The 24,857-nt window shown below is 61.8% G+C and carries 28 protein-coding genes; 5 read left to right on the top strand and 23 right to left on the bottom strand.

From position 1 onward, the window contains the following. Position 1 precedes the first annotated feature (1 nt). From IVB31_RS24630 to IVB31_RS24620, 3 genes are read left to right on the top strand one after another with little or no spacing between them, the layout of a single operon-like run. Positions 2-1,525, top strand: a complete 1,524-nt coding sequence (locus IVB31_RS24630) for an AMP-binding protein (RefSeq protein WP_247328812.1) — start codon at positions 2-4, stop codon at positions 1,523-1,525. Beyond that, a complete protein-coding gene (locus IVB31_RS24625) occupies positions 1,522-2,610 on the top strand; it encodes an NAD/NADP-dependent octopine/nopaline dehydrogenase family protein (protein WP_247328808.1) in 1,089 nt (362 codons plus the stop codon). The genes IVB31_RS24630 and IVB31_RS24625 overlap by 4 nt, the downstream gene beginning before the upstream one ends. Positions 2,611-2,613: 3 nt before the next feature. Continuing rightward, positions 2,614-3,606 carry a 3-hydroxybutyryl-CoA dehydrogenase gene (locus IVB31_RS24620; RefSeq protein ID WP_247328805.1) on the top strand — a complete coding sequence of 331 codons (993 nt, stop codon included), beginning with the start codon at positions 2,614-2,616 and terminating at the stop codon, positions 3,604-3,606. Here the strand turns inward: IVB31_RS24620 and IVB31_RS24615 are convergent. The 6 genes from IVB31_RS24615 to IVB31_RS24590 all read right to left on the bottom strand — a co-directional run bounded on the left by IVB31_RS24615 (position 3,603) and on the right by IVB31_RS24590 (position 9,956). After that, positions 3,603-4,649: a peptidase M29 gene (locus IVB31_RS24615; RefSeq protein WP_247328802.1), complete on the bottom strand. Its 1,047-nt coding sequence runs from the start codon at positions 4,647-4,649 to the stop codon at positions 3,603-3,605. The genes IVB31_RS24620 and IVB31_RS24615 overlap by 4 nt on opposite strands. 37 nt (positions 4,650-4,686) lie before the next feature. Continuing rightward, a complete protein-coding gene (locus tag IVB31_RS24610; RefSeq protein WP_247328799.1) occupies positions 4,687-5,454 on the bottom strand; it encodes an ABC transporter permease subunit in 768 nt (255 codons plus the stop codon). Further along, positions 5,451-6,236 carry an ABC transporter permease gene (locus IVB31_RS24605; protein WP_247328796.1) on the bottom strand — a complete coding sequence of 262 codons (786 nt, stop codon included), beginning with the start codon at positions 6,234-6,236 and terminating at the stop codon, positions 5,451-5,453. Before IVB31_RS24605 ends, IVB31_RS24610 begins: the two co-directional genes overlap by 4 nt. Beyond that, a complete protein-coding gene (locus IVB31_RS24600) occupies positions 6,233-7,078 on the bottom strand; it encodes an ABC transporter ATP-binding protein (RefSeq protein WP_247328794.1) in 846 nt (281 codons plus the stop codon). Before IVB31_RS24600 ends, IVB31_RS24605 begins: the two co-directional genes overlap by 4 nt. A 121-nt stretch (positions 7,079-7,199) precedes the next feature. Next, positions 7,200-8,894, bottom strand: a complete 1,695-nt coding sequence (gene ilvD / locus IVB31_RS24595) for a dihydroxy-acid dehydratase (RefSeq protein WP_247328791.1) — start codon at positions 8,892-8,894, stop codon at positions 7,200-7,202. Positions 8,895-8,972: 78 nt separating this feature from the next. After that, positions 8,973-9,956: an ABC transporter substrate-binding protein gene (locus IVB31_RS24590; protein WP_247328788.1), complete on the bottom strand. Its 984-nt coding sequence runs from the start codon at positions 9,954-9,956 to the stop codon at positions 8,973-8,975. Between the two features lie 164 nt (positions 9,957-10,120). On the opposite strand from IVB31_RS24590, the gene IVB31_RS24585 reads away from it, so the two are divergent. After that, on the top strand, positions 10,121-11,029 hold the full coding sequence (locus IVB31_RS24585) for an NAD(P)-dependent oxidoreductase (protein ID WP_247328784.1): 909 nt from the start codon (positions 10,121-10,123) through the stop codon (positions 11,027-11,029). Positions 11,030-11,054: 25 nt separating this feature from the next. On the opposite strand, the gene IVB31_RS24580 is transcribed toward IVB31_RS24585, so the two are convergent. The 9 genes from IVB31_RS24580 to IVB31_RS24540 form a co-directional block, all read right to left on the bottom strand. Then, entirely contained in the window at positions 11,055-11,618 is a 564-nt protein-coding gene (locus IVB31_RS24580; RefSeq protein WP_247328782.1) for a flavin reductase family protein, read from the bottom strand. A 9-nt stretch (positions 11,619-11,627) separates the two neighbouring features. Then, complete coding sequence (locus IVB31_RS24575; protein WP_247328780.1) at positions 11,628-12,833, bottom strand: acyl-CoA dehydrogenase family protein; 1,206 nt, start codon at positions 12,831-12,833, stop codon at positions 11,628-11,630. Positions 12,834-12,967: 134 nt separating this feature from the next. Beyond that, on the bottom strand, positions 12,968-14,236 hold the full coding sequence (locus IVB31_RS24570; RefSeq protein WP_247328778.1) for a CoA transferase: 1,269 nt from the start codon (positions 14,234-14,236) through the stop codon (positions 12,968-12,970). A 230-nt stretch (positions 14,237-14,466) separates the two neighbouring features. Beyond that, entirely contained in the window at positions 14,467-14,895 is a 429-nt protein-coding gene (locus IVB31_RS24565) for a GNAT family N-acetyltransferase (protein ID WP_247329206.1), read from the bottom strand. A gap of 67 nt (positions 14,896-14,962) precedes the next feature. Continuing rightward, on the bottom strand, positions 14,963-15,262 hold the full coding sequence (locus IVB31_RS24560) for a hypothetical protein (protein WP_247328776.1): 300 nt from the start codon (positions 15,260-15,262) through the stop codon (positions 14,963-14,965). Next, a complete protein-coding gene (locus tag IVB31_RS24555) occupies positions 15,259-15,642 on the bottom strand; it encodes a hypothetical protein (protein ID WP_247328774.1) in 384 nt (127 codons plus the stop codon). The genes IVB31_RS24560 and IVB31_RS24555 overlap by 4 nt, the downstream gene beginning before the upstream one ends. Continuing rightward, a complete protein-coding gene (locus IVB31_RS24550) occupies positions 15,633-15,884 on the bottom strand; it encodes a hypothetical protein (RefSeq protein WP_247329203.1) in 252 nt (83 codons plus the stop codon). Before IVB31_RS24550 ends, IVB31_RS24555 begins: the two co-directional genes overlap by 10 nt. After that, entirely contained in the window at positions 15,884-16,033 is a 150-nt protein-coding gene (locus tag IVB31_RS24545) for a hypothetical protein (protein WP_247328772.1), read from the bottom strand. Before IVB31_RS24545 ends, IVB31_RS24550 begins: the two co-directional genes overlap by 1 nt. A gap of 2 nt (positions 16,034-16,035) precedes the next feature. Further along, positions 16,036-16,722, bottom strand: coding sequence for a hypothetical protein (locus IVB31_RS24540; protein ID WP_247328770.1), 687 nt, complete (start codon positions 16,720-16,722; stop codon positions 16,036-16,038). A gap of 100 nt (positions 16,723-16,822) precedes the next feature. On the opposite strand from IVB31_RS24540, the gene IVB31_RS24535 reads away from it, so the two are divergent. Continuing rightward, positions 16,823-17,491 (top strand): FkbM family methyltransferase, encoded by a 669-nt coding sequence (locus IVB31_RS24535; protein WP_247328767.1) that lies wholly within the window; start codon positions 16,823-16,825, stop codon positions 17,489-17,491. Here IVB31_RS24535 and IVB31_RS24530 read toward each other — a convergent pair. From IVB31_RS24530 to IVB31_RS24495, 8 genes are all read right to left on the bottom strand, one after another. Further along, on the bottom strand, positions 17,484-18,485 hold the full coding sequence (locus IVB31_RS24530; RefSeq protein WP_247328763.1) for a tail fiber protein: 1,002 nt from the start codon (positions 18,483-18,485) through the stop codon (positions 17,484-17,486). The two genes, IVB31_RS24535 and IVB31_RS24530, sit on opposite strands and share 8 nt — an antisense overlap. Before the next feature lie 259 nt (positions 18,486-18,744). Continuing rightward, positions 18,745-19,239 (bottom strand): hypothetical protein, encoded by a 495-nt coding sequence (locus IVB31_RS24525; RefSeq protein WP_247328760.1) that lies wholly within the window; start codon positions 19,237-19,239, stop codon positions 18,745-18,747. Continuing rightward, on the bottom strand, positions 19,236-19,502 hold the full coding sequence (locus tag IVB31_RS24520) for a hypothetical protein (RefSeq protein WP_247328755.1): 267 nt from the start codon (positions 19,500-19,502) through the stop codon (positions 19,236-19,238). Before IVB31_RS24520 ends, IVB31_RS24525 begins: the two co-directional genes overlap by 4 nt. A 167-nt stretch (positions 19,503-19,669) precedes the next feature. Then, on the bottom strand, positions 19,670-20,110 hold the full coding sequence (locus IVB31_RS24515; RefSeq protein WP_247328753.1) for a hypothetical protein: 441 nt from the start codon (positions 20,108-20,110) through the stop codon (positions 19,670-19,672). Positions 20,111-20,211: 101 nt separating this feature from the next. Then, entirely contained in the window at positions 20,212-21,408 is a 1,197-nt protein-coding gene (locus IVB31_RS24510) for a hypothetical protein (RefSeq protein WP_247328751.1), read from the bottom strand. Positions 21,409-21,418: 10 nt separating this feature from the next. Continuing rightward, positions 21,419-22,273, bottom strand: coding sequence for a tail fiber domain-containing protein (locus IVB31_RS24505; RefSeq protein WP_247328749.1), 855 nt, complete (start codon positions 22,271-22,273; stop codon positions 21,419-21,421). 708 nt (positions 22,274-22,981) lie between these two features. After that, positions 22,982-23,869, bottom strand: coding sequence for a hypothetical protein (locus IVB31_RS24500; protein ID WP_247328747.1), 888 nt, complete (start codon positions 23,867-23,869; stop codon positions 22,982-22,984). 156 nt (positions 23,870-24,025) lie between these two features. Continuing rightward, a complete protein-coding gene (locus IVB31_RS24495) occupies positions 24,026-24,322 on the bottom strand; it encodes a hypothetical protein (protein ID WP_247328745.1) in 297 nt (98 codons plus the stop codon). Positions 24,323-24,857: the final 535 nt, after the last annotated feature.

Here is a 24,857-nt window from a genome sequence, read left to right as displayed (position 1 = left end):
CGTGGACCTCTGTAGTCTGATCGATCGCAACGCGGCGTTCGCGCCGGATAAGACAGCCATTGCCTTCGAAGGGAAACGGCTGAGCTACGCGGAGTTCGCCGCGCGCATCGAGCGAACCGCCACGGCATTGAAGCAGGAGCTCGGCGTCGGCCGGGGCGACCGCGTTGCGATCCTCAGCCTGAACCGGCCAGACTATCTGGTTCTGCTCTATGCCTGCGCGCGGCTCGGCGCGATGCTGGTGCCGCTGAACTGGCGGCTGGCTATCGCCGAGCAGCTTTTCATTCTCACCGATGCCGGCGCCAAGGTCCTGGTGCTCGAGCAGGCATTTGAGGGGATTCTTGCCGAGCTTGAGGGGACTGCAATTGTCGGGCTCGATTTCGAGCCGCCTCGCGGCACGACGTTCGAAGACCTGTTGGCACGCAGCGAGGGCAGCGGCCGCAACCCGCACACCGATCTTTCCTGCCCGCTGCTCATTGTCTACACATCGGGAACGACCGGACGGCCCAAGGGCGCGGTGCTGCGGCAGGAGGCGCTGTTCTGGAACGGCGTCATGAGCCAGCACATGCACAACATGACGTCCGACGATCATGTGCTGACCGTGCTGCCGTTCTTCCATGTCGGTGGCCTCAACATTCAGACCACGCCCGCGCTCCAACTTGGCGCGACCGTCACGGTTCACGCCCGCTTCACGCCGGATACGGCGCTCGCGGCCATTGAGCACGAACGGCCGACGCTGACGGTGATGGTGCCGGCGATCATTCAAGCCGTGAGCGAGCATCCCACCTGGGCCACGACCGATCTCTCATCGCTGAAAGCGGTCGCCACCGGATCGACCATCGTGCCGCCGCATCTGATCGACCGCTTCGTTGCGCGCGGCGTGCCGGTGCTTCAGGTCTACGGCTCGACGGAAACCTGCCCGATCGCCGTCTATACCCGGCTCGGTGGCGATCTCTCGCGCGTGGGATCGACCGGTCTTGCCGGCCTGTGCTGCGAAGCGAAGGTGATTGGTCAGGCCGGCAACGAGATGCCAGCGGGCACGCCGGGCGAGATCGCGCTGCGCGGCCCCAACGTGTTCTTCGAATATTGGGCCAATGCGGACGCGACGCGGGATGCGCTGCACGATGGCTGGTATCTCACCGGCGATATCGGCCTGTGCGACGCGGACGGCTATTTCTGGGTGCGCGACCGCAAGAAGAACATGATCATTTCCGGCGGCGAGAATGTCTACCCTGCGGAGATCGAGCGGGTCCTGCTCGAGCATCCCGATGTCAGCGAATGCGCCGTGATTGGCCGGCCCGATCCACGCTGGGACGAGGTGCCCATCGCCTACGTGATCCGGCGATCCGACTGTCGACTGGAAGCAGACGCGTTGAAAGTCCATCTTCAGGCTCAACTCGCTCGCTACAAGGTTCCGCGCGACATCGTTTTCGTCACCGACCTGCCGCGCACGGCGCTGGGCAAGGTCCAGCATTTCCTGCTGAAGCAGCTTGATGCGCAATCGCTCACCCAAGGAGAAGCATCTTGAAGATTGCGGTTCTGGGTGGAGGGAACGGCTGTTTCGCGGCCGCGGGCGATTTTGCGCTGTCGGGACATGAGGTCCGGCTCTGGCGCCGCGATGCGGATCAGGTCGCGGCCCATCGTGCCGCCGGCTCGCGCATCCTGGTGAAGGATCATAACGGCCGTCACGACGTCAAGCTCGCGGGGGTGACGACCGACATTGCCGAAGCTGTCGCCGGCGCGGAGCTGATCCTGTGCCCCGCGCCGGCCTTCGCGCAGCCGGACATTGCCCGGCTGCTAGCGCCACATCTGCGGGACGGACAGGTCGTGTTTCTGCCACCGGCCACGTTTGGCTCGATGATCTTCGCGCAAGCCGCGCGAGATGCGGGCAATCGCGCCAAGGCGAGCTTTGCCGAGACCGGGACGTTGCCCTGGCTGACCCGCAAGCACGGGCCATTCCAGGTCGCCATCACCATCCGCGCCAAGCGACTGCCGGTCGGCGTGTTCCCGCTCGATCAGGCCCATCACGCGCTTGAGGTGATTGGACGCGCTTTCCCCGGTGTGATCGAACCGTGCGGAGATGCTCTCTCCGGCGCGCTGATGAACGCGGGTCCGATCATCCATCCGCCACTGATCGTCATGAACGCGGGTCCGATCGAACATTTCGAGCGGTGGGATATTCACAAGGAAGGAACGCAAGCCGCGATTCGCCGGGTTACCGACGCGCTCGACGCTGAACGGATCGCGGTGCGCGAGGCGCTCGGGTACGGCGCGCCGCATTTTCCGCTGGCCCATCACTACGCGAGGGAAGGCGAGATCTGGATGTATGGCCGCGGCTCGCATGACCGGCTGACTGATTCCGGCGACTGGCGCGAGCGGATCGTGCTGTCCGAGCATCGCTACATGCGTGAGGATTTGCGGCTGGGGCTATCGCTGCTGGTCTCAGCCGCCGCCTTGACGCGCGTGGCTACGCCGCTGGCCAAGGCATTCCTGGCCATCGGTGGCGCAATCTGCGGTGAAGATTTTGCACAGGGCGGCCGGACACTCGAAACTTTGGGGCTCGGCAATCTCGGCAAGGCCGAACTGCAGACACTTCTGCGCAAGGGATTCTGACCGATGACCAGCCGAGCCGTCATCGCCTGTCTCGGAGCCGGCCGCATGGGGCGCGGCATCGCCGTCGCGTTCGCCTACGCGGGCCATATGGTCACGATGATCGACATCAAGGCCCGCTCCGAAGAAGAATTCGCCAAGCTGGAGGCGGACGCACGCGGCGAAGTCAAAAAGACCTTTGCAAGCCTCTCGAAGCTGGGGCTGCTGAGCGAGGCAGATGTTGATCCCCTCATCGCACGGATCTCGGTGGTGCCGGCCGGCCAAAGCGGCGCGGCGCTGGCCGAAGCCGGAATGGTGTTCGAGGGTGTTCCTGAGGTCGTGGAGCTCAAGCGCGAGGTGTTGGGAGCGGCTTCAAAACAGGTCGGCCCGGATACGATCATTGCATCCACGACGTCGACCATTCTCGTCGACGATCTCTCGGGCGCAATCGTGAACCCGCGCCGCTTCCTCAACGTGCACTGGCTCAATCCGGCCTATCTGATACCGCTGGTCGAGGTCTCGCCCGGCAAGGCTACCGACCCCGCTATCATCGACGAGGTCAAGGCGCTGCTCGAAGGAATCGGCAAGGTGCCGGTGGTCTGCGCGGCGACGCCCGGCTTCATCGTCCCACGCATCCAGGCGCTGGCGATGAACGAGGCCGCACGCATGGTCGAGGAAGGTGTCGCCAGCGCCGAGGAGATCGACAAGGCGATCCGCTACGGCTTTGGCTTCCGCTACGCCGTGCTCGGGCTGCTCGAATTCATCGACTGGGGCGGCGGCGACATCCTCTATTACGCCAGTCGTTATCTCGAGGGCGCACTCGGCAGCGATCGCTATCGCGCACCGGACGTGATTTCAAGGAACATGCACGAGGGCCGGATTGGCCTGCGCACAGGTTCAGGTTTTCTCGACTATTCAGGCATGGACGTCGACGCCTACCGGGCAAAACGGCTTCAGGCCATGGTCGACCTGCTCCGGCACTTCGACCTGGCACGGCCGCCGGTGCTCGATCGCAGCTAGTCGAAGACGTCCTGAAGCACCCCTTCACGCACCACCGCGACGCCATCGAGCTCGATTGTCGTCCCCATCATCGGCAGATCGAAATGGCCCGCCGTGTAGCGGCCGGCGAATTCGTTGGCCCCGGTCGAGAACAGGAAATTGCCGGAGACGGCGCGAATTTCCGTGCCGTTGGTGTCGCGCTGGTCATACATCGACAGCGCCTCGTAGCGTGCGCCCGGATTCATGCCGAAGCCGACATGCGATACCGCATAGGCCTCACGGTCGCCCCACGCGGCGAGATAGGCGCGCATCATCGCGGCATCCGTGCCCTCGCCGTCGAGCTCGACGACATAATCGTCCTTCAGCGTCATCTTCACCGGAGATGTCAGGTAACGCTTGAAGGTCAGGTTGATGTCGCCGGGCGCCATCACCAGCGTGCCATTGATCGTCCCGCTCTTGGGGAAGCTGACAACGATGCCGCCGGGCCAGTGCGCCAGCGTACCGGGCTTGTCCGTCCACCCCCACACGCCGACCGTGGACGCGCCGACCATGTCGACATCGAGCGCCGTGCCAGCCTTCGAGGTGACCCGCATCCGCTTGGTCCCACGCAGCATTTTGGCCGCCGCACGAACGCGCTTTTCGAGCGCGGAATCCGGCACCATCCGCTCCAGCGCCTCGGGATGCTCGTTGGAGATCACCAGGATACGCGCGCCGGCCTTGAGGATCTCCGGCGTTTCCACGGCATGCATCAGGCCCTCGATGGTGCAATCCACCACAAAGCCGGCCTGCTGAAGCGCGCTGATCACCGGCCCAAGCCGCTGGATCGCCTCACTCGCTCCCGTCGAGCGAACCGGAACGATATTCCGGTTGCGCGGGGTCGGCAACACCACGTGAAACGGCCGCGCACCCATCCGCAGCAGCGCGAGCTCGGCCAGATGAACGTTCAACGCACGTGACTGGGTTTCCGAGAGAATCGCGGCGGTATCGCCGGCCTTGACGGCGCATCGCTCAAAAATCTCGCAAAATGCGTCGATCCATTTTGCCTCGATGCGATCAGCCAGCATGGTCAACTCCCGGTACGTGGTTTCTTGTTCAGTCAGATCACGCTTCAGGGAAGCCCCGTAGGAGGTAAGATCGCACGGCGCCCAACAGGCCGTTCAGGATCAACCCCAAAAGCGAGATCGTGATCAGCGGCACGAACATGTCGACGGCTTGGAAAGTTCGGGCGGCTGTCACGAGCGCGTGCCCCAACCCGTCCGTTGACGTGATCATCTCGGCCAGAAACACCACGATGCAGGAAATGACAAGGCCGATCCGGCAGCCGGTCAGGATCGACGGCATCGCCGCCGGCAGCACCACCTTGAACAGGATCTCATAGCGCGGCGTCCCCGCCGCCATGGCCGACCAGATCAGCTTCTGCTCCACCGTCGAGGCGCCGTAATAAGTCGAGAGCAAAATGGGAAAGAGCGCGTCCGCCGCCACCAGCGTGATCTTCGACCCGTGTCCGAAACCGAGCAGCAGCAGAAGTGCCGGATAAAGCGCAACCTTGGGCAACGGCGCCAACACGCGAACGATCGGCCGAACCACGGCGTTGATAGCCTGATTGGCGGCAGCGGCGATGCCGATGCTGATACCGAGCACGACCGCAATCGCGAAGCCGGCAAACAGCCGGATCAGGGTCGCCACGATCTCCTGCTGAAACGTCCATGTCACGAGTTGCTGGAGCAGCCTGCTGAAGACGGATCCGGGCGGCGGCAGCAACACCGCAGGCGCAAAGCCAAATGACACCAGGCCCTGCCACAGCGCAAGCACCAGCACGATTGGCGCGAGCCCGAGGAAGACGCTGGTAGAGTGAAGGCGCGACATCATGAAAAGCTCAGCGGCATGTCGAACTGAGGCTCGGACCAGCGCACCAGCCTGGCGCGGATCCGCTCGAAGATCGCATCCAGGCAGATTCCCATCGCCCCCACGATGATGATCATCGCGAAGACGGTGTCGTATTGGCCCATGTCCAGCGCGTTGAACAGGATGTTGCCGGCGCCGGACTGGCGGGCGATCATCTCGCTGGTGATCATCGTGATCAGCGCCAGCACCAGTCCTGTGCGGCACCCGGTGAGTATCTCCGGCAGCGCCGCCGGCAGCACGATCCGCACGAGGCGTTGCGCGGTCGACAGCCCCATCGCTGCGCCGGACCACAGCATCTTCTCTTCCACCGCCTTGGCGCCCTCGAAGCTGTGATAGATCACGGGCAGGCTGACGCCGAGAAAGATCACCAGCGTCTTCGTGATGTCGCCGACGCCCAACCACAGCATGATGATCGGCATCAAGGCCGCCTTCGGCACCGGATAGATCACCATCAGGAGCGGATTGAAGAAGGCCGCGACGGACCGGCTGCGGCCCATCAACAGACCCAGCGGAATCGAAACCAGCACGGCTACGCCGAACCCGATCGCCATGCGGCGGAGCGAAGCCAGGATATTGAGCAGCGACTCCCTGTCGCCAAGAATGTCGGGGATCGCCCGGATCGCCTCGATCGCCGTTGGAAAGCTGTCATTCTTCAGCACGATCGATGCGACCTGCCACATTGCGAGCAATCCGATGCAGGCCAGCACCGGCGCAGCACGTCTCGCCAAGGCGGCCAGCGATATCATGAAGGCGACCCGGCTTCGTCGCTCTCGTCGAACATGCGCTCGATATTGACGACGTACTTCTGATAGCGCGGATCGAGCAACAGCTCGTTGCGGCGGCGTGGTCGGGGCAGGTCGATGTCGATGACGTCCCGAATACGGCCGGGAGACTTCGACATCATCACGACCTTGTCCGAGAGAAAGACGGCCTCGTCGACCGAGTGGGTAACGAACAGCACCGTCTTGCGGTCACGCTCCCAGATGTTCAGCAAATCATTCTGCAGGCGCGTCCGGGTGTGAGCATCTAGCGCGCCGAACGGCTCGTCCATCAGCAGAACCTCAGGATGGTAAGCCAGCGTACGCGCCAGCGCCACGCGCTGCTTCATGCCGCCGGACAGCTCCTTGGGGTAGAAATTCTCATAGCCCTTGAGGCCGACCATCTCGATCAAGGCCCGGCTCTGCGCCTCGGCCTCGGTAGCCCGTACGCCTTTCTGGCGTGGCCCATACATCACGTTGCCAAGCACGGTCTTCCACGGAAATAGCGCGAACTCCTGGAAAACCGGACCGCGATCCGGTCCCGGGCCCGTGATCGCTTGTCCCTTGATCTTCGCTGCACCGCTGGTCGGGCTGACGAAGCCACCGACGATGTAAAGCAGTGTCGACTTGCCACACCCGGACGGTCCAAGGATGGAAACGAAAGCTCCCTCCTCGATCGTCAGGGAGATGTCCGATAGCGCCACATGATCCTTGCGCGCCGAGGTCTGAAAGACCTGTGAAACGCGGTCGATCTCGATGATTGCAGAAGCCGGTTTTTGCGGCGTCACCGGTCTCACCCATTCGCTCGATCTCGAAGGCACTACCTTCATCCCGTCTCACTTCATTCGCGCGAACCCTGCGCAACAGACTCGCTGAATGTCCTCCATCAGCCGCACGAGCTTAGCAAGAAACTTGCCAGACAACCGACTATTTCCGAGCAGGTGGGCCGCGTCACTCGAACCAGGGCCATTCGGCGGGCCCTTCATGCGTGACGGCCCCGCCCGGTGCCTGGCCAACCAATCGCGCATATTTCGCGAGAGCGCCGGCACGGTGACGAGGCGGACGCGGCTTCCAATCGTGCCGGCGCGCGGTGAGTTCCTGCTCGTCGACCAGCATATCCATCCGCCGATTTGCGGCATCAATCCGAATCCTGTCGCCATCACGAACCAGCGCCAGTGGACCGCCAACGAAGGCCTCGGGAGACACATAGCCGACGCACATTCCACGAGTGGCGCCGGAGAACCGTCCGTCGGTGATCAGGGCCACTTTTTCCCCCATGCCCTGTCCATAGATCAGCGCGGTGACGCCGAGCATCTCGCGCATGCCTGGGCCGCCGACCGGCCCTTCATTGCGGATCACAAGCACCTCGCCGGCTTTGTAGCTGCGGTCACGAACCGCTGCGACACATGCCTCTTCGTCCTCGAAGATGCGCGCCACACCTTCGAACAATTGGCTCTTCAAGCCCGCGATCTTGATCACCGCACCATCTGGGCAGAGATTTCCCTTCAGCACGGCCACGCCGCCATCGGGCATGATCGGCGCACGAGCCGCGTAAACCACCTCTCCGTCGGGCGCGTTGGCAGCGCCATATTCTTCGGCAAGTGTACGGCCCGTGATGGACAGGCAACTGCCATCAATATGCCCGCTCTGGATCAGCTCCCGGATTACGACGGCTGCGCCGCCGATATCGTAGACATCCTTCGCCGTATATTTGCCCCCAGGCCGCAGGTTTCCGATCAGCGGCGTCCTGGCAAAAACCTCGCCGACATCATCGATCGTGAATGCGATCCCGGCCTCGTTCGCGATCGCTGGCAGATGCAGCGCAGCATTGGTCGAACCACCCGTGGCAGCCACGATTGCCGCACCGTTTTCCAGGGATTTCCGCGTCACGATGTCGCGCGGCAGCGGCCCGCCGCGCTCCAGCATCTCCATGATCAGCCGCCCGGCGTGTCGCGAGATCTGGGCACGCTCGGCATAGACGCCCGGCACCATCGACACGTTCGGAATGGTCAGGCCCATCGCCTCCGACACCATCCCCATGGTATTCGCCGTGAACTGGCCGGCGCACGCGCCGATGGTCGGCAGGCAGGCTCGCTCGATCCGCTCGAGCGTGGCGCCGTCGATCTCTCCGGTCATGAAGCTGCCGACAGCTTCATAGGAGTCGAGCACGGTCAGGGTTCGCCCGTCCACGCGGCCCGGCAGCGAGCTGCCGCCGTAGATGAAAATGGACGGCACGTTGCACCGGACCATGCCCATCATCACGCCGGGAAGCGTCTTGTCGCATCCGCCGTATCCGATCAGCGCATCGTAGGCGAGACCGTGGACGACGGCCTCGATCGAGTCTGCAATCAGCTCCCGCGAAAACAGGGAGAACTTCATCCCTTCGTGATTCATGCTGATACCGTCGGAAACCGACACGGTCGAAAACTCGCGCGGCGTGCCGCCGGCCTCCTCGATTCCCGTCTTGGCGGCCGCGACCTGAAAGTCGTGCGTCATGTTGCAGGGCGTCTGCTCGCCCTTCATGCTGACGACGCCCACCATCGGCTTGGCGATCGCAGTGTCGTCGAGACCCATTGCGCGCATGAATGCGCGGTGCGGAGCCCGGTCGAGGCCATCTGTCGTGACCCGTGATCGCAACTTCTTCATACGTCCATCTTCTTGATGCAGCGTCCCATATCACTCGGGACGCCGCGATCACTTCGTTCGGATCATTCGTCCCGTCGCCTATTCCAGCGGTGCGACGATCGTCGGATGCTTGAACTGCGTGGCATCCAGCTTCGGCAGCATCCCTGTCTCCGCGTAGATGTCGAACATCTTCTGGATCGCGGGGAAATTCGGTGCCGCACCCGGATCGCGGCCGAAATCATTGTCCTTGAGCAGGTAGGTCTCGAGCACCGGGATGGGTGCCTTCAGGACTTCGTTGACGACCTTCAACGTCTCTTCGCGGTTGGCCAGCGCTTTCTTCATGCCAGAGGTGATGTCACGCACATAAGCCTTCACCAATTCCGGGTTCTTGTCGACGAAATCGGCCCGGCAGGCTTCCAGGATGTGCACGATGTTCGGCATGGCCTGCGACAGTGAGAACAGTTTGCGGGTCCCGCCCTTGGCCTCCGCGCGCGCGGCAAACGGCTGGTTCATGTTGACCGCATCGACGCGGCCCTGTCGCAATGCATCTTCGGAGATGGCAAAGCCGACCTCGGCCAGCTTGATGTCCTTGGCCGGATCGACGCCATTCTGCTTCAGGAGCAGATTGAACGGGCCCTGCGTGCCGCCGCCGATCACGGAGATCCCGATCGTCTTGCCCTTGAGATCGGCGATCGTCTTGATCGGGGAGTCCTCCATGACGGCCCAGTAGACCGAGAAACCGCCGGGTTTCTCGAAGACGTGCTGCGCCACGATGTAAGCCTTGAGATTGCCGCCAACCACGCCGTTGGCGAGCGACAGCGGCGCCTGCGTCGCGCAATCGAGCGCGCCGGCCGCTAGTGCCTGCGTCATCGGAGCGGTGCCCTGAAATTGGGTCCATTCGACGTTGTAGGCTTTGCCGATATTGGGAAACTCGGCCGGGCGCCGCATCATCCAGTATTTGGATTCCTCAGCCGGAATCGTCCAGCCGACGCGGATCGTCTGCTGCGCCCATGACGAGCCTGCGCTCGCGCTCACGGCCGCCGCCGCCCCCAAAGCCAGGACCCACTTCGAAACGGCTCGCATCGTGCCCACTCCGCTGCTCCGGCGCCGACTGGCACCTCCAACCCGACCGGCCAAATGTTTCATGGTTCAAACAATCAGGCAAGCCATGCGGGCCAGGCAGTTTCGCCTTCCGATCTGCGATGTATGGTAAAGCGGCATCGCGGAGCGACGGAAGGAGGCAACCTATGGCTGATGCGAGCAAGGCAAACCCGCACGGTGGCGAGAGGCTCGGCTATCTCGGCCTTGGTCTCATGGGGGCACCCATGACCCGGCGCCTGCTCAAGGTTGGCCATCAGGTCACTGTCTGGAATCGCTCGGAAGGCAAGGCGGCTGCGCTCGTCGAGGCCGGCGCCAGGCGCGCTGCCACCCCACGCGAGTTGATGGAGAGCGCCGGCATCGTCTTCATGTGCGTGACGGATGCCGCCGCCGTCGAGGAGGTGATCTTCGGGCCCGAAGGCCTTTCAACCGCTCCCGGCGCAGGGAAGCTCGTGGTCGACTTCTCGTCGATCCATCCTGGCGCTGCACGAGACCTTGCAACGCGACTGAAAGCTGCGAACGGCGCGGGCTGGATCGATGCACCAGTGTCCGGCGGCACTAAGGGCGCGGAGGAAGGCACCCTTGCGATCATGGCCGGTGGGGAAGCAGGCGACATCGAGAGGGTCCGGCCCTATGTGCTCGCTATGGCACGCAGGTTCACCCATATGGGCCCGACCGGCGCCGGCCAGACCACAAAGCTCTGCAACCAGGTGATCGTCGGATGCGCGATGGCCGTCCTTGCGGAAGCAACGCGCCTTGCCGTGAACGCCGGAATCGACGCGAACCGATTGCCCGAAGCACTCGCCGGCGGCTTCGCGGACTCCATTCCGCTTCAGCTGTTCGTGCCGCGGATGGCCCAGGGCATTCACTCTCCGCCGCTCGGTCACATCGCTACCATGCTCAAGGATCTCGATACGGTTGCCGATGTCGCCCGGGCGACGTCGACGCCGGTGCCCATGGCCTCGCTTGCGGGGCAGCTTTTCAGGCTCGCCAAGGCCGCGCGAGGCGCGGATGCGGATGCGCTCGAGATCTACAAGCTTTCGGCGGGGGAGCACTGAACCGTCGAGCGCGAGATGAAGCACGTTAGGGTGACTGCTTAGGGCCGTCCTCGACGAGAAATCGGCCAAACGCGCCCCGCGCGAAGAGCAGCGGCTCCTTTGCATTGTAAGTATAGGCCTCGACCGCACCGAGAAAGATCACGTGGTCACCGCCGTAATAGCGATTGACCGAGCGGCACTGAAAATTGGCGACGCTCTCGGCGAGCACCGGCGCGTTTCCGAGGCCCGGCGCCCAGTCCACGCCGGTGAACTTGTCGTCCGATGACTTGGCGAATTTGATCGCAAGCGCCTGTTGCGACGCGCCAAGCACGTTGACGGTGAAATGGCTGGCGTTCTGGAAGATGGTCAGACTGGAGGAATAGACGACCAGGCTCCAAAGAATCAGCGGAGGATTCAGCGAGACCGAGGCGAACGAATTGCACGTCAGGCCATAAGGCTTGCCATCAGGAGCAGCGGCTGTGATGATCGTCACGCCCGTGGCGTAGGTGCCGAGCGCGCTGCGAAAATCACGGGGATCGATCGTCGAGCTGTCGCTGGCGAGTTCGTTGGCTGGATCGGGAAGGGCCGGCTGCTTCGGCAGATCATTCATCGGCCGGCCTCAAAGCGTGAGATTCTCGGACGGCAGGCCCAGCGCCACGCGTCCATAATTGGTCCCGGCCGCATCGAAATTGAATGCGAGATGTGAGTTGATCGCGTGCGCATCGCGGAACTGCCGCTGTAACACGCCCGACGTGAACAGGCCCCGCGCTCCGCTCGCGGCAAACAGCATCGACACCGCATCCGTGCAGGAGTTTACTGAAAAAGCCCCGTCGCGCCGATATCTGGTCTTGGTCGCCATATCGGGAATATGACCGCGCCGCGCCTCCTCCATGGCATTCAGACAGGCCGAACGCATGATCAACCGTGCAGCGTCGATCTTCGCCGAGGCTTCGGCGATCTTGATCTGGGTGCTTTGAAAGTCGCTCAGCTTGGCGCGATTGTAGGTCGATATGCGATGACGTGCGACCTCGACATAGTCGTCCAGGCAAGCCTGTGCGTTCCCCAGCGCCACGCCCGACAGGACGTAAGGAAACAGCGAGAACACGGGAAGCTTATACAGCGGATTGAGATTGACCTTGCTTCCCGGCGTGGGCCCGCCGGCAAGATCTCCGACCGCGACCGTCATGTGGTCAGCCACGAAGACGTCCCTGACCTCCACGTCGCAAGACCCCGTCCCGCGCAGTCCAGTGACGTTCCAGGTGTCGAGGACCTTGTAATCGGCCTTCGGCAGCAGAAAGATTCGATACTGGATGCCGTCGGCTTCGTCGTCAGAGTAAACAACGCTCGCAAGCATGTTCCATTCGCAGGAGGCAACGCCGGAGGAGAACGGCCAGCTGCCATGCAATCTGTATCCGCCTTCGACCCTCGTGGCGCGACCGGCAGGAAAAATGAACGAGGATGCGATCAGCGCGCCCGGATCACGGCCCCAGACCAGATCCTGCGCCTTCGGCTCGAACATGCCGAGCATCCAGTGGTGGCTTGCCAGGTTGGCGAGATTCCACGCCACAGACGCGTCCGCCCGCCCGAGCAGCTCAGCGCAGTCGACAAGGGCGACATAGTCGAGTTCGCCGCCGCCAATGCGAACCGGTTGGAGCATCCGGAACAGACCAGCGTCGTGCAGATCCTTCTCGGTTTCCGGTGGAAGATGCCGCAGCTCTTCGGTCCGAGCCGCCCGCTCCCGCAGCCGCGGCAGGAGCGCCCGAGCCTTCTCGATCACTGCCTCATAGGCGCGCTCGCCGGCTTCCTGCCGCGTCGGCTGGCTCATGCTCGGCTCTTGACCAGGCGCCATTCGTATCCCTCGCTCCCACATACTTATGCGGCGGGCCCCTCACCAAATCAAGCCGACGCAACAAGAGCGCGGTGCGCCCGCACCAAATTCCGGCTGACCGAAAGAGCTGCTCAAACCGCCGTCGAGGGCTTGCTTGAGCCGAAGACCCCCTTTTGGGCAAACTCCGCGATCCGACGCTGGTCGTAACCAAGCGTATCACGCAAGACGTCCTCGGTGTGCTCGCCCAACAGGGGGGCGGCGATGGGATCAATCGCGCCCGTCAGGCTCATGGCAATCGGCGGCTCGATGTTGGGGACCCACTCTGCCGTACGATGCGGAATCTGGCTCAGGCGATGTCGCTCGCGCGACTCCGGTGCGTTGAACCCCTCCTCGACCGTCCGGAGATAGCCGACCGGGATATTGGCCAGCTTCATCTTCGTCATCCAATTCTCGAGGGTATCGCCTGCAAAGACCTCCGCGATGGCTGCCCGCAAAAGCTCCTTGTTCTCGGAGCGGGCTTTGCGCGTTGCAAACTGCGGATCGTTAATGAGATCTGGCCTGTTCAGCACCTCGACCACGAGCCTGCGATAGAGCCGGTCGTTGGCACACGCCATGTAGAGCGGTCCATCGGAGGCCTCGTAGACGCCGACGGTGGGAGACCCGCTCGGCGAATTGCCGAACCGCCCGGGGTTCTCGCCGTTGATCAGATAGGCCATGCCGTAGAAGCCCGTCATCGCCATCGCGATGTCGAACAAGGCGACCTCGACATGCTGGCCGCGCCCGAGCCGATCCCGCGCCAACAGTGCCATCAGGATAGCGTTGCAGGCGGACATCCCCGTCGCCATGTCCACGATCGGCGGGCCGGTGCGAACCGCCGGACCATCGGCAAATCCGTTGAGCGACATGAAGCCGCTTTCCGCCTGGGTGATCGGATCAAAACCGGGACGCGAGGCAAACGGTCCGGTGCGCCCATAGGCGGAGATCGAGCAATAGACCAGCCGCGGATTGAGTGGCACGACAGCCTCATAGTCGAGGCCAAATTTCCGCATGACCCCGCTGGAAAAGTTCTCGACGACGACATCGGCCTTGCGAATCAGATCCAGCGCAATCTCACGAGCCTCCGGCACGGTAAGATCGAGCGCGATGCCGCGCTTGTTGCGGTTCAGGCTCAGATAGGCAGCACTCTCGCCACCGATTTCGGCGTGTTCATACGCACGCGTGTCGTCACCACCGTCTGGATTCTCGATCTTGATGACATGCGCGCCGAAATCAGCAAGCGTCTGCGTACAGGCGGGACCGGCAACCACACGCGTAAAATCAACGACCAGCACACCATCGAGTGCGGTCGGCCCTCCTGTCGCCCGTGACGAACGTTCCGGCAGTTGAGGCTTGGTGGGCATCGATAGGGCTCCCTTTACATCGGCTTATGGCCGCCGAATTTTCTGCGAGAGCAAACTTAAAGCCCGCCACCGCCGACTTCGCAAGTGCCTCACCCGCATCGCTCGAATACGAAAAAAAGGGCCCGGCAGCCGAAGCTGCCGGGCCCTGGACATTCTGGACATGCCGTCGGTACCGCGTCTCGCGCGTTGTAACAGCCACGTTCCGCATCGCGGGAAACCTGCTCGAACCGTCAGTGAAGCGACCTTCGCCAATAAAGGGTATGCGACCAAGCCCAGGGCACCTCGGGTTCGTAGAGCCGATAACCTGCCTGAATGAAATTATTGGCAGACACCGGATTGCTCGTCGTATCGGAGACGATGCTGTCCCACCCGATGCGCCGCCCTCGTGCCTCGACCGCCCGCATCAGCCTGCGCTGAAGTCCCCGCCCCCAATGCCGCTGCACGACCCCGACCCTGGAGAAGTAGCCGCTATTTCGCGCGTACGTGGATGGCACGACGCCGGCAAAGGCGATCGCGTCGTCGCCGTGATAGGCCAGCCACCACGCTCCAAAGTCGAACTGGGGCATCGCCGCGGTATCGAAAAACGTCAGTTGGTGCAAATCGGACAAGGTGTCGACGACGTCATCATCGGACGCATCGACGATACGAATTCTGTACATGGGATGACTCATTGGAGCGAAACGATCCTTTAGTCGGGCACGCGGCGAGGTTGGCGCCACGCGAAGGTCATTTACCGAGCACGACCTTGACGCCTAGCCAAACCGCACCCATCAGGCCGGTGGCGATCACCGTAATCACGGCCTTGAAGGTGTAGCTCTGCGCCTGCTCCACGCTCGTCCGCCATCGGCGCAGGTGCTGAAAGTCGGCCCTCAGCTCCTTTCGATCGTCGTCCTCGACTCCAAAAGAGGCCAGCATCGATGCCACCGTCTTCAATACAATCGCATCGATATTCGCCTGCTGAAGCCTGTGCTGCTCGGCCAGCGTCTCGGCAACGATCGCCCTGATCTCGACATCTGGCATCTTCACCGCTTGATGATCCTCGCGACATTCTCGAAGCCGCGCTTGGCGAAGTAGAATGAGACAACCAGATTGGCGGTGATCGCCGCAAATCCCGCCAAGGCTTCCGTGGAACCAAAGCCGAGGACTTTGTCCCAGACCAGGAGTTTTGCGAAGTAAAGCGCGACGCAATAGCCCATCAACTTGTCCGGTTCATGCCAGTGCCCGATCTCCGCGATGCGGTACTGCATGACGGCTTTCGTTTCAGCCGTCTGCGACGCGATCTCGCTGGCCGCGAGATCCGCCGCGATCTTGCTGTCGACATTTTCAGCCTTCAGCTTCGCGCTATAGGCATCGATCAGCGCCTTGACGACGGGGCCACCGAGAAACGAGATGAGTGTCATCCACATTGGTCTTTTCTCCGAAGGGTTCGCAGGCGCGCAATGATGGTTACGACGGAGATCACCAGCATGATGCGTCCCGTCGTCGTGACGTCGCCGATGGCCGAGTTGATCTGATCCTTGACGCCGGGATCGCCAAGCGCATCGACAAGGTCGTCGATGATTGATGCCAGCGCACCGGCGAGCGCGATGCAATAGCTCCAGGCAATGGTCATGGAGTGCAGGCAGGCCGCTTTGATTCTTGCGAGCATCACGGTTTGCCCCTCAGCGCGGAAAGTCTTGCCTCGAGCGACTTGATCAGGGCGTCGGTGCCGGTCACGAACCGGAGGACCGGTTCCTTGCAGAACCAGCAAAGGCCAAAGCCTGCGGCAAAGAGGAGGATGTCGAGGATCGTCCGCATGTTCATTTCCTTCCAAGAATCGCTCGGACCAAATTGATCACGAACGCGCCGATCGAGCCTTTCGACGGGTTCGTCAGTGATGGTCGCGCCGGGTCGCCGGCCGCCGGGCTCTTTGCACTCTTCGCTCCCGCAAAGCTGATTTCGGGATCGAGCTCCATCAGGGCGATCATGAGTGCAGCGCATCCCAGTTGAGGATCGACTTTGCCTGGATCGTAGACGCCGTCCCGGACGTACTTTCCGGCGCGGTATTGGTTCGTCCCGGACCAGAGATAGGGCGACGGCACGGCCCGGGCTGCGTAACCAATGCCGTTGTAGGTTTCGAGCGCGGTCAACGCTGCCGCGGTCGACCAGTCCTTGTGGCGCGCGAGGAAGGGCGGACACTTGACCAGCGCATCGATGGCGGCCGCCTCCCAAGAGACGAAAGGACCTCGTCCGGCCGGCACGTGAACCGAGACCCGGTTCCAGGGGTCGCCCTGAGCCAGCGAAGCCCTCCAGTCTTGGGAGGATTCCCGCTCATGAATGACCGCAATGGCCGGCCAAGGGACCCCGGTCTCTCGCTCGACGGCCTGGTAACGGGGCTTGGCCTTGTAGAGCCGCAAAGCAATAGCGCCGGCCTCGGATTTCCGGGTCAGCTTGGCTTTTGACCAGCGGTCGGCGTTCGCCCGAGCGAGGGCGTTTAGGTCTACCATGGGTTGACTCGGTTGGGGGTTGTAGTAGTAGCCTCAAGATATGCTCGAGGATGTTCATTTTTTAGTTCGATGCCTGCGCTACAGGCTGAGAACCGAAAGTTTGCAGATCAAGACTCTTCTGCAATTGCGGCTGACTGGCGCCACCGTTCTGGATATTGGCGCCAATAAAGGCATCTATTCGTATTGGCTGGCTAAAGCAGTTGGACGGCGCGGTCGAGTTCTCGCAATAGAACCTCAGCCGGAGATGGCCGAGTATATTCGTCAGCGCCGGCTTGGACCTAATGTCGAGATAGTCAATCTTGCATTTTCTGACGCTGATGGCGTCTCTCAACTGTCAAGAAAGCGTCCTGGAGACGGGAGTGCCTCTCTCTCTAGGAACATCGGCACTTCAATACCTGTTAAGCTCGCCAAGCTAGATGATATTGGACCGATTTCGAATTTGAAATTTATCAAGTGCGACGTAGAGGGGCATGAACTGAAGGTTTTTCGTGGCGGAGAAAATTTGATTCGTAGGTTCTCTCCGGTCATCCAGTTTGAGAGCATGTCGGGAGAAATTGCCCCGTTGCTAGAGTTCTTTAGCGGTCTCGGCTATTTGGGCGTTATGTTTCTTGGGAAGACATACGCACGGGTAGACGAACTCTCACGAACCCCTCATCCTAAGTTCGGATTGAGCGGCCATCGAGATTTTATCTTTTTTCCAGAGGACGCTATCGGATCAATCATCCCGCAAGATCATCAAATGATGCGATGGCATAGAGCCTCTAAATAATCCGCAGCAGCTTACTGGCGATGATCGTAGGTTTTGTATTGTTATGAGCATTTCCACCGCCTGCTGCGACGTTGTTGATTGTGATCCCTGTAGTCGCCGATCCCGTATTTTGTGAGGAATAAGCGGCAAACGGTGCAGTTCCGCCGGATGCTGGCTTCTGTTCGCCCATCTCGGCGCGCTGATACGAGTGCATGTGTCCAGGATCTATCAACGTATTCAAGTGTGTGTGTGAGGCCAGTTGTGCCGTTGTCAGCGGATGGCTTTCCGAGCCACCCGTTGCACCAAGGTTAGTCGCCGTGCCTCCAAAGTAAGACGACGTCAGACGGCCAGCCGCAGCACCCCCCATATCATCCCTGCCGGCAACTACCCGCCCTCGCAGGTCGGGGATGTTGAACGTCGTCGACCCATCGCCCGTGCCATGAGTGGTGCCAAGAAGCGAAAACAGCACGGCATACGTTGTGCGGGAGACGGCCTGTCCATACATCAGCGCGAAGGAGCTGTTCGGCGCAAAAGATCCCCAGAAGTCCAGGCTGCCGCCGATCGGGATGTTGTACGGATTGCCGAAGACGTTTTGCAGAAGAAACAACCCAGAACTATTATTGTAGATCGCAACATAGGGCGTGCCGGAAACCAAGACGCCGGCTGGCATTTCCGTGGTGGGGTCGGCTCGGATCGATTTCGCGCCGAGGCCGTCAATATTAAGAGTGACGTTGGGCGAGCCCGCCGCGTTCGTTACGTGGGGCGTAAAAGCGACCATCTGGCCATTCAATTGCGAGAGCGACTGAAACACCTGGTAGGTGCTGACCGCATAGGCCGTCGAGGTGCCGGTCGTCACGGTCGCGCCGGCGACGTCATCCCGATATTTCGCAACCGCCGCCATCATCGCGCGCGCCGAGTCATTGACGCTGGAGGGAGACTGCCCCTCCGCCCAGTTGATCGTAGAATCGGCAGTCGCGTCGGCGGACGCCGTTTGAGACCATTTATAGAGAGTCATACTGCATCCCCAATTGGAGAAATGGCGCCGCGAAGCGCCATCATGAGCTTCGAAAAACCGGCGCGCGGGTCGTCAGTCGGGGGTTCTCTTCTCTCTGCCGCACAGCTCGATATACTGAGCGCAGCGACAGGACGGGGCGCGTGCCGTCAGGAGGTTGCGGATCACGCCCGGGGGGACGCCGGGGCTCTCGCTTGCGATACCGGCCACACGCGCGTCGATGATCCCATCGATTTCAGCGCGCAGCTCCTCGATCCGATCCTCAATTCTTGTCACCCGCTGCTGCTGTGGTTTCACTGCCATTGGTCTTTTCGTCCTTCGTTTGAGCCTCGAATGCCGCCAGCTTCTGGCGAGCGGAGGCCGCATCGTTCTGCGCACGCCGCAGTGCGCGTTCCCGCTGAGCTTCGTGCGAGGCCAGGCGGACCTGAATATCGTAGGGTAGCGCGTCGAACTGTTGTTTGAACCGCCCCGGCCACGACCGTGGCGGGGGAATAGCCGCAATCCCACTCATCGCGCTTGCCGCCAGGCCGCCTAGCGTGGGATCCGCAAGTCCGAGCGCGACGTGCATCCGCGATATGTCCTGAACGGCCGGCCACAACCGGTTCATGCCGAGCGAGGCACAGTCGGCCACGAAACGCGCCACCGATGCCGGCGTCGCCGGACAGGCGGTTGCGCCGTTCAGCTCACACCATTTGGCGAACATGGGGGCATCGCGCAGTCGTGCCTGCGCAAGCGCCGTCAGGAGCGGATGGGTCATCGCTTCGCTTTGCGCAGGGCCTCATGGAGATCGCCCATGCGCCGGCGCACATCGACGAGTTGAACCCGCCTTCGCAGGCTGTGAGGGCTCGAGTCGATCTCGCCACCGAGTTCGGCGTCGAACTTTTCAAGCGCTGCCGCGCGCTTCTTCAGTCCGTAGAGCGCGAAGTTTTCCGCGATCCGATCCGGCGACATCGGCTCGCCATATAGATTCCCGCTGATGGATTCGGCCCGTTCAATGAAATTCCGATCGTCCTCGCTCATGATGTCCTTCCTGTCGCAATTGACTTTGTTCCCGTGGTCGGTGTGGCGAACGACACCGACTTCCTGGCGCGATGGGCCGCTCCGGCCTGCTCGTCCCGCTGCCCGGCAGGGATTGGCTGACGATTAAAGGGGGGTAAAAATGGATTAGCGGCGCTCCCGACGCCGAACTATCTCAAATCTGAAAATTGGAGATACAGGAGCCCCAAATGGATATTTTGGACGACCTCGTTTCTCTTGCGAGCGTGCCCTTCGTACATGCGCAGCCAAAGCATCGGCTGAGTAAGGTCCCCTTCAGCGCGCTGCTCCCCGCCCGAAAAATAGCAGCAACCGATGCTGCGGCTACGGCCGCCGTCGGCAAAGACGACCACCTTATGGCGCCCTGAACGCTGCACGTTCAACGATATCGTCAGATCCGATTTTGTCAGCTCTATCGTGCATGGCCTGTCATACTGACATTCCTTCGCGATGCCCGCCTCGTTGAACGAGTTCGTTGCGCCCGCTGCGACGTGCTCCTTCGTCGTGCCGTCGAAGGCATAAGAAACGGTGTAATCGCCGGCGAACGCGTCAACCGATAAAAAAACGCCGATCGCGGCGATCGTGACGGACAAGATGCGGCTCAACGGCACGGGCATTCTATGTATGAAACATCTGCATTGGGAGGTACACTCGTTGTCGATAGTTCGGGTGGACGGTAGTGGTGGCACATCTTTCACCGCCGACCCGTCCTTTTCGCTTGATATAGTGCAACCGCATCCTTGAGCTCGCCCGAGCTCGAAAGCCGCGCACTCAGTGTCCGCAGATCATGCTGCTCGCCCTCGCCCCTGCGCGCCGCCGTCCCCGGCCGTTGCACCGGCGGCATCGACTTTGCCGTGACGGCGTCCCTCGCTTTCATCATCAGCCGGTACTTGCCGGCGTCATACATCATGCGCTGGAACGTCGCATTGCGCATCAGCGGCTCGCTGTCGAACAGACGCTGCATTTCCTCCGCTTCGATGCCGCTGGCCTTGGCCGACGCCATGATTTCCTGCGCCACGGCCTGCCTGACGTCTCTCGTCTCCTGCTTGAGCAACGTCTCGAGCCGGGCGTCCTCCGCCTTTGCATAGGTCAGAAAGGTGCGCCGCAAGGCATCCGCCGTCCGCCGCATCTCCTCATTCTGCCGGGCGCGCAACTGCTCGCTCGCCGCAATGATTGCCTGGATGCGCGACAGCTTTGCGGGATCCTGGTGCGCTATTTGCGCGAGGGCTTCCGGAAGCCGCTCCGGTGCCATGCCGGCCAATTCCGGAAACTGGCTGATAAAGCTCGCTTGCGCCATCTGCATGGCCGTATCGAGGCCGTCGACATAGCTCCGCCGTGCGCGCTCGACCTCGCCCACCTTTTCCTCGAGTGCCAGCCGCACCTGCGGATGCTGCATGAGCTTATCGAGATCGGGATCGAGTTCGGAGGGGCGTTCGCCTTGCCTCTTCGTCGCATTTGACAGGGCTTCGATCTCTTCGTCACGCCCGTCGGCGTCTGCGGGCTGCTCAAAACCGTAAAACTCGGGCGCATCGGAATCGTTGGCGGCCACTTCCGCACGTCGTGCGTCGATCTCAGCGGCAAGCGCCTCCGAAGACTCGCTTTCGGCGATCCTCCGGTCGCCGGCCGTTGCGCTGGCATAATCCCTGGCGGCGCGCGCGAGGGTTACAGCCTCGTTTGCGGCAGCGGGCTTGCCTTCTGCGTCTGTATATTGCCTGACGACAGTTCTGGACTGCGAATCGGATCGCTGGTCGGCGGCATCACGCAGCGATGCACTGTCGCCGTTGATCGACTGGCGTTCGCTCTCCCTGTCCGGGTCCGGCATTTCCGCATAACCCGCATTGACCAGGTCGAAAGAGGCCCCGGTCAGCTCCGCCTCGGTTTGGTCCGTCATTCCAGCTTCCTTATTTGGGTTTGATGGCATTGATCAGACCGCTGATTCCGCCTGCAATCGTTGCAAACTGATCTACCCCCGACTTCTCCTGCGTCCCTGTCGTCGTGCTGTTGCCCTGCGTCCCAAGCTGCGCGATGGGCACACCGATCTGGGCCAGCAGACTCAACGCCTGCACGGGAATGCCGCGGCGCTGGGCCTCCGCCGCGAGAGTGGCGTTGGCTCCGTAGTTCTGGGCATCGAGCGCCGATTGCGCGGCCGTGACGCCCTGGCCGCGATTGGCGAGATCGCTTTGCTGCATCTGGGTCAGGGTGTTCGCCGTGGTATTGCCGGCGTTGTATAGCCCGTTCACCGCAGCAAGCTGGTTCGCCACGTCCTGATTGTATTGAGCCGCGATGACCGGCGCCTCTGCCGCTGCAACGCCCCTTCCGTAGGCCATCTGATTGGCGCCGCTAAAATCGCGACCTGCGGCGGCGAACTGCGAGTTCACGTCATTGCCTACGTCCGACCGGATCTGCGCGAGTTGCGCCGCGAGTGCCGGGTTGTTGCCGACCATGCTGCCGTTCGCGTAGGGCGTCAGCCAGTTGCGATAGGAAGCGAGATTGTCCTGGACATTGCCGGCCTGCGCGGTGGCGCCGCCGCCGCCCAGCAGCGACTGTGCGTAGCCGCCGATCTGGCCCGCATAAGGGTTGCCCGATGCAGCATTGGTCTTCAGCGTGTCGAGCGCAGAGCTCTCAGCCGACGTCAGGCCGGTATTGTTGAGCCCCGTGCCGATCTGGCCCAACATCGTTTGCAGCGCAGGTTGCGCGGCAGACCATGGCGCCGATTGCGATTGCACGGTCTGTGTGGAGGTAGATTGTCCGCCCATGGACGATGTTTCCTTGCGTATGGAGTTCATTCTGCGTGAAAGCGAGTGGCGGTCGAATCGACTGATCGGCGATATGCGTCAGTCGAACGGAAAGAAGATTGGCGGCTGGACCGCCCTCTCTTTTGAAGGCCCGCTTCTGGTCGGACTTTCGAGGTCTTTCGGCCGGATTCTCAGCAACGTCCCCGCCTGGTCCGCGTCAAAGGGCATGGGTTGCAGAAGGCTTGGGGGCGGTTCGGCAACCCGCCAAGGACGTGAGTCCAGAAACGGCTCTGGCGCACGCCCAGCCGCACCCGGCCACGGAAGTTGCCTTGCACTTCCCTCGCGATGGGTGCGGTAAGTTTTCAACAACCAATCGATCAAATCCGAGTCGGCAGGGTGTTGTATGTCATCCGATCTTGGTTGCACCGGGGGCTGGATGCCGGGTGGATCGCCGAACGGATCGGTGCCATCTTGAGGAGACGACGGCGGAGGTGACCAAGGAGGGAACGCCGGCGGGATTATTCTCCAATTGCGATCAACCCACTCAGGTCGCCTCTGCGGCAGAGCGCCTTCAATTCCGAAATTGGGCACGCGGAAATGAGGATTTCGAAATGATCTCGTCATCAGTACTCTCAGTAAATGGAATAGGATGGGGTGTCTCGACCGCCAGACCGTTCGAGAACATCTTCGAAAACTGTTCAGATCGGAGGCTTATCGACCGACTACGGCTCAAGGGTCGTAGATGACGCGATACGCTATGGCCAATCGTTTCACGATTGCGTCGACCTCTCCCTGGCTATTCGGATAATGCTGGTAGACGATCTTGGTCTTGACCGCGCTGGCATGGTGACGCGGATTCCAGGTCCACAGCACGACGGGATATTCACCGGTCGCGCGAAAGGAATTCATCAACGCGCGTCTGATGAACCTGCTCTCCGGCGGATCGGTGAAGGCCGGTCCTGCAATTCTGTCTCGATAAAATTCTGACCATATGCGGTCAGCCGGATTCTCGTCAGCGTAGGCTGGAACGCACTGCACCGAGGTGAGAAAAGGACCCATCTCGTCGATACCGTCGAGGAAACCAAAGCAGTGATGGTCCGGATAGCGCCGCATCACTCCCCAGGCGACGAGAGCGCCCCCCAGGACATACGTCTCCGACGAGGCAAGCACGAGAAAACTCGCGCAGGCGTACAGGCAGACATCCTGGACGACGATGACCGCATCGCGATCCCTCAGCACATTCGCAAGTTCGATTGCGCGAGCGCGATCGCCGCCGGAACTGCGAACGACCGCGATACCGCGATTTGCCAAGTCTATGGCGACGGCAACGTTCAGGTCCGACTTGATGATCCCGTCCAGACAGAGCACGCGCTTGTCTGGAGACAGCGCGATCGGACGCGCGACATCGCCACGACAATAGTCACCGGCACGAGCGTAAGGCCCAAGGTCGGTCTCTTGCGAAGCCGACTTGCTTCCGCCGCCAATGCTGAACAGCAAACAGAGCAGCAGCGCAAACCCGCTTCCCGTCGGCCAGCAACGTCGGGCGCGGCTTCCTTGCTTCCAGCTGACATCCCCGAACAAACCTCGTTCACCCCGGCGGGGCCCGGCATGCGACATCTACGATCTCTACATGTGCGACGGATCGACAAATGTACTGTAGAACAAATCACGAACATGCGCAACCCCCGGATGCATTGCGATGCCATTGTCATAAGACATCGGCGGAAGGCGCCTCATCAGTGAGCGGCCACGATCGGCATAAATCTCATGGGGTTACGACAGGCGCTTGTCGATGATCGCATGAGTCTGCTCGTATCCTTCCAGCACGCGCGCCCAGCCCTTCCGCCCGAAGATGCGCACGCAGCGACATCCTTCCGCTTGCGCATACGCTTCGATTGCGCGGATCAGCGACAGCCAGCGCGTCATGCCGGTCCCGGCGCAGGCCGTGATGATGCAGACCTTGCCGGCATCCGTCTGCTGAAGGCTCGTCGACGCGGCGGCTTCTATCATCGAACCGTTCCAGGCGACCCAGAGCAGCGAACGACCGTCAAGAATGTCGCGCTCGATCATGGCGAACTGCGCAAGCCCCGTCTTGGCAATCGCCTGCTTTAGTAGTGGAGCGGTAGAAGGCCAGATATCCTGCACGCATTTCGGATCGATGCAGACGAGCTCAGTGCCTCCAGCGCGCCGATCCGGACTGGAATCGTGGGTGCGCGATATTCGGCTATTCATGAGAAAATCCCGCATAGCAAAATGCCGGACGGCGCGCGTGGAGTCAGGATTCCGAAGACTGCGCAACCGACGTGCAGCCGGACACCGGCATCGCCTCGCCAGTTACCGCGCGGAAGAGTTCTGGAGGATGATGCGATTCCTATTTATTCTTATCGCTTGCATCATCGCGCGGAGCAGCCGGCAGCGGCGCGATACGCTGGCCGACTGCTATCTCGATGAGAAGCTGTCCGTCCGCGCGTTCCCAGCACATGATCCGGTTGATCAAGGATGGTGCGGGCAAAGTCCTCAATAGCGTAGTCGCCCTGCCATATCAGGCCCCACTCGGCGCTCGAGTTCTCGCCGGAACTCCAAATTGCTCTTCAACAGGAAGGGC

The organism is Bradyrhizobium sp. 21, assembly GCF_023073335.1.
In the GTDB taxonomy this organism is placed as follows: domain Bacteria; phylum Pseudomonadota; class Alphaproteobacteria; order Rhizobiales; family Xanthobacteraceae; genus Bradyrhizobium.
This window is presented reverse-complemented; position numbering and strand designations above follow the sequence as displayed.

Coding starts and splice junctions, on each gene's coding strand:
- IVB31_RS24505 (WP_247328749.1), bottom strand. CDS start 22,273: ATGGGCGGACAATCTACCTCCACACAGACCGTGCAATCGCAATCGGCG.
- IVB31_RS24550 (WP_247329203.1), bottom strand. CDS start 15,884: ATGCTCGCAAGAATCAAAGCGGCCTGCCTGCACTCCATGACCATTGCC.
- IVB31_RS24620 (WP_247328805.1), top strand. CDS start 2,614: ATGACCAGCCGAGCCGTCATCGCCTGTCTCGGAGCCGGCCGCATGGGG.
- IVB31_RS24590 (WP_247328788.1), bottom strand. CDS start 9,956: ATGCGAGCCGTTTCGAAGTGGGTCCTGGCTTTGGGGGCGGCGGCGGCC.
- IVB31_RS24525 (WP_247328760.1), bottom strand. CDS start 19,239: ATGACCCATCCGCTCCTGACGGCGCTTGCGCAGGCACGACTGCGCGAT.
- IVB31_RS24605 (WP_247328796.1), bottom strand. CDS start 6,236: ATGATATCGCTGGCCGCCTTGGCGAGACGTGCTGCGCCGGTGCTGGCC.
- IVB31_RS24555 (WP_247328774.1), bottom strand. CDS start 15,642: ATGTGGATGACACTCATCTCGTTTCTCGGTGGCCCCGTCGTCAAGGCG.
- IVB31_RS24530 (WP_247328763.1), bottom strand. CDS start 18,485: ATGACTCTCTATAAATGGTCTCAAACGGCGTCCGCCGACGCGACTGCC.
- IVB31_RS24495 (WP_247328745.1), bottom strand. CDS start 24,322: ATGATCGAGCGCGACATTCTTGACGGTCGTTCGCTGCTCTGGGTCGCC.
- IVB31_RS24570 (WP_247328778.1), bottom strand. CDS start 14,236: ATGCCCACCAAGCCTCAACTGCCGGAACGTTCGTCACGGGCGACAGGA.
- IVB31_RS24520 (WP_247328755.1), bottom strand. CDS start 19,502: ATGAGCGAGGACGATCGGAATTTCATTGAACGGGCCGAATCCATCAGC.
- IVB31_RS24580 (WP_247328782.1), bottom strand. CDS start 11,618: ATGAATGATCTGCCGAAGCAGCCGGCCCTTCCCGATCCAGCCAACGAA.
- IVB31_RS24575 (WP_247328780.1), bottom strand. CDS start 12,833: ATGAGCCAGCCGACGCGGCAGGAAGCCGGCGAGCGCGCCTATGAGGCA.
- IVB31_RS24540 (WP_247328770.1), bottom strand. CDS start 16,722: ATGGTAGACCTAAACGCCCTCGCTCGGGCGAACGCCGACCGCTGGTCA.
- IVB31_RS24545 (WP_247328772.1), bottom strand. CDS start 16,033: ATGCGGACGATCCTCGACATCCTCCTCTTTGCCGCAGGCTTTGGCCTT.
- IVB31_RS24615 (WP_247328802.1), bottom strand. CDS start 4,649: ATGCTGGCTGATCGCATCGAGGCAAAATGGATCGACGCATTTTGCGAG.
- IVB31_RS24610 (WP_247328799.1), bottom strand. CDS start 5,454: ATGATGTCGCGCCTTCACTCTACCAGCGTCTTCCTCGGGCTCGCGCCA.
- IVB31_RS24500 (WP_247328747.1), bottom strand. CDS start 23,869: ATGTCGCATGCCGGGCCCCGCCGGGGTGAACGAGGTTTGTTCGGGGAT.
- ilvD (WP_247328791.1), bottom strand. CDS start 8,894: ATGAAGAAGTTGCGATCACGGGTCACGACAGATGGCCTCGACCGGGCT.
- IVB31_RS24585 (WP_247328784.1), top strand. CDS start 10,121: ATGGCTGATGCGAGCAAGGCAAACCCGCACGGTGGCGAGAGGCTCGGC.
- IVB31_RS24600 (WP_247328794.1), bottom strand. CDS start 7,078: ATGAAGGTAGTGCCTTCGAGATCGAGCGAATGGGTGAGACCGGTGACG.
- IVB31_RS24565 (WP_247329206.1), bottom strand. CDS start 14,895: ATGTACAGAATTCGTATCGTCGATGCGTCCGATGATGACGTCGTCGAC.
- IVB31_RS24510 (WP_247328751.1), bottom strand. CDS start 21,408: ATGACGGACCAAACCGAGGCGGAGCTGACCGGGGCCTCTTTCGACCTG.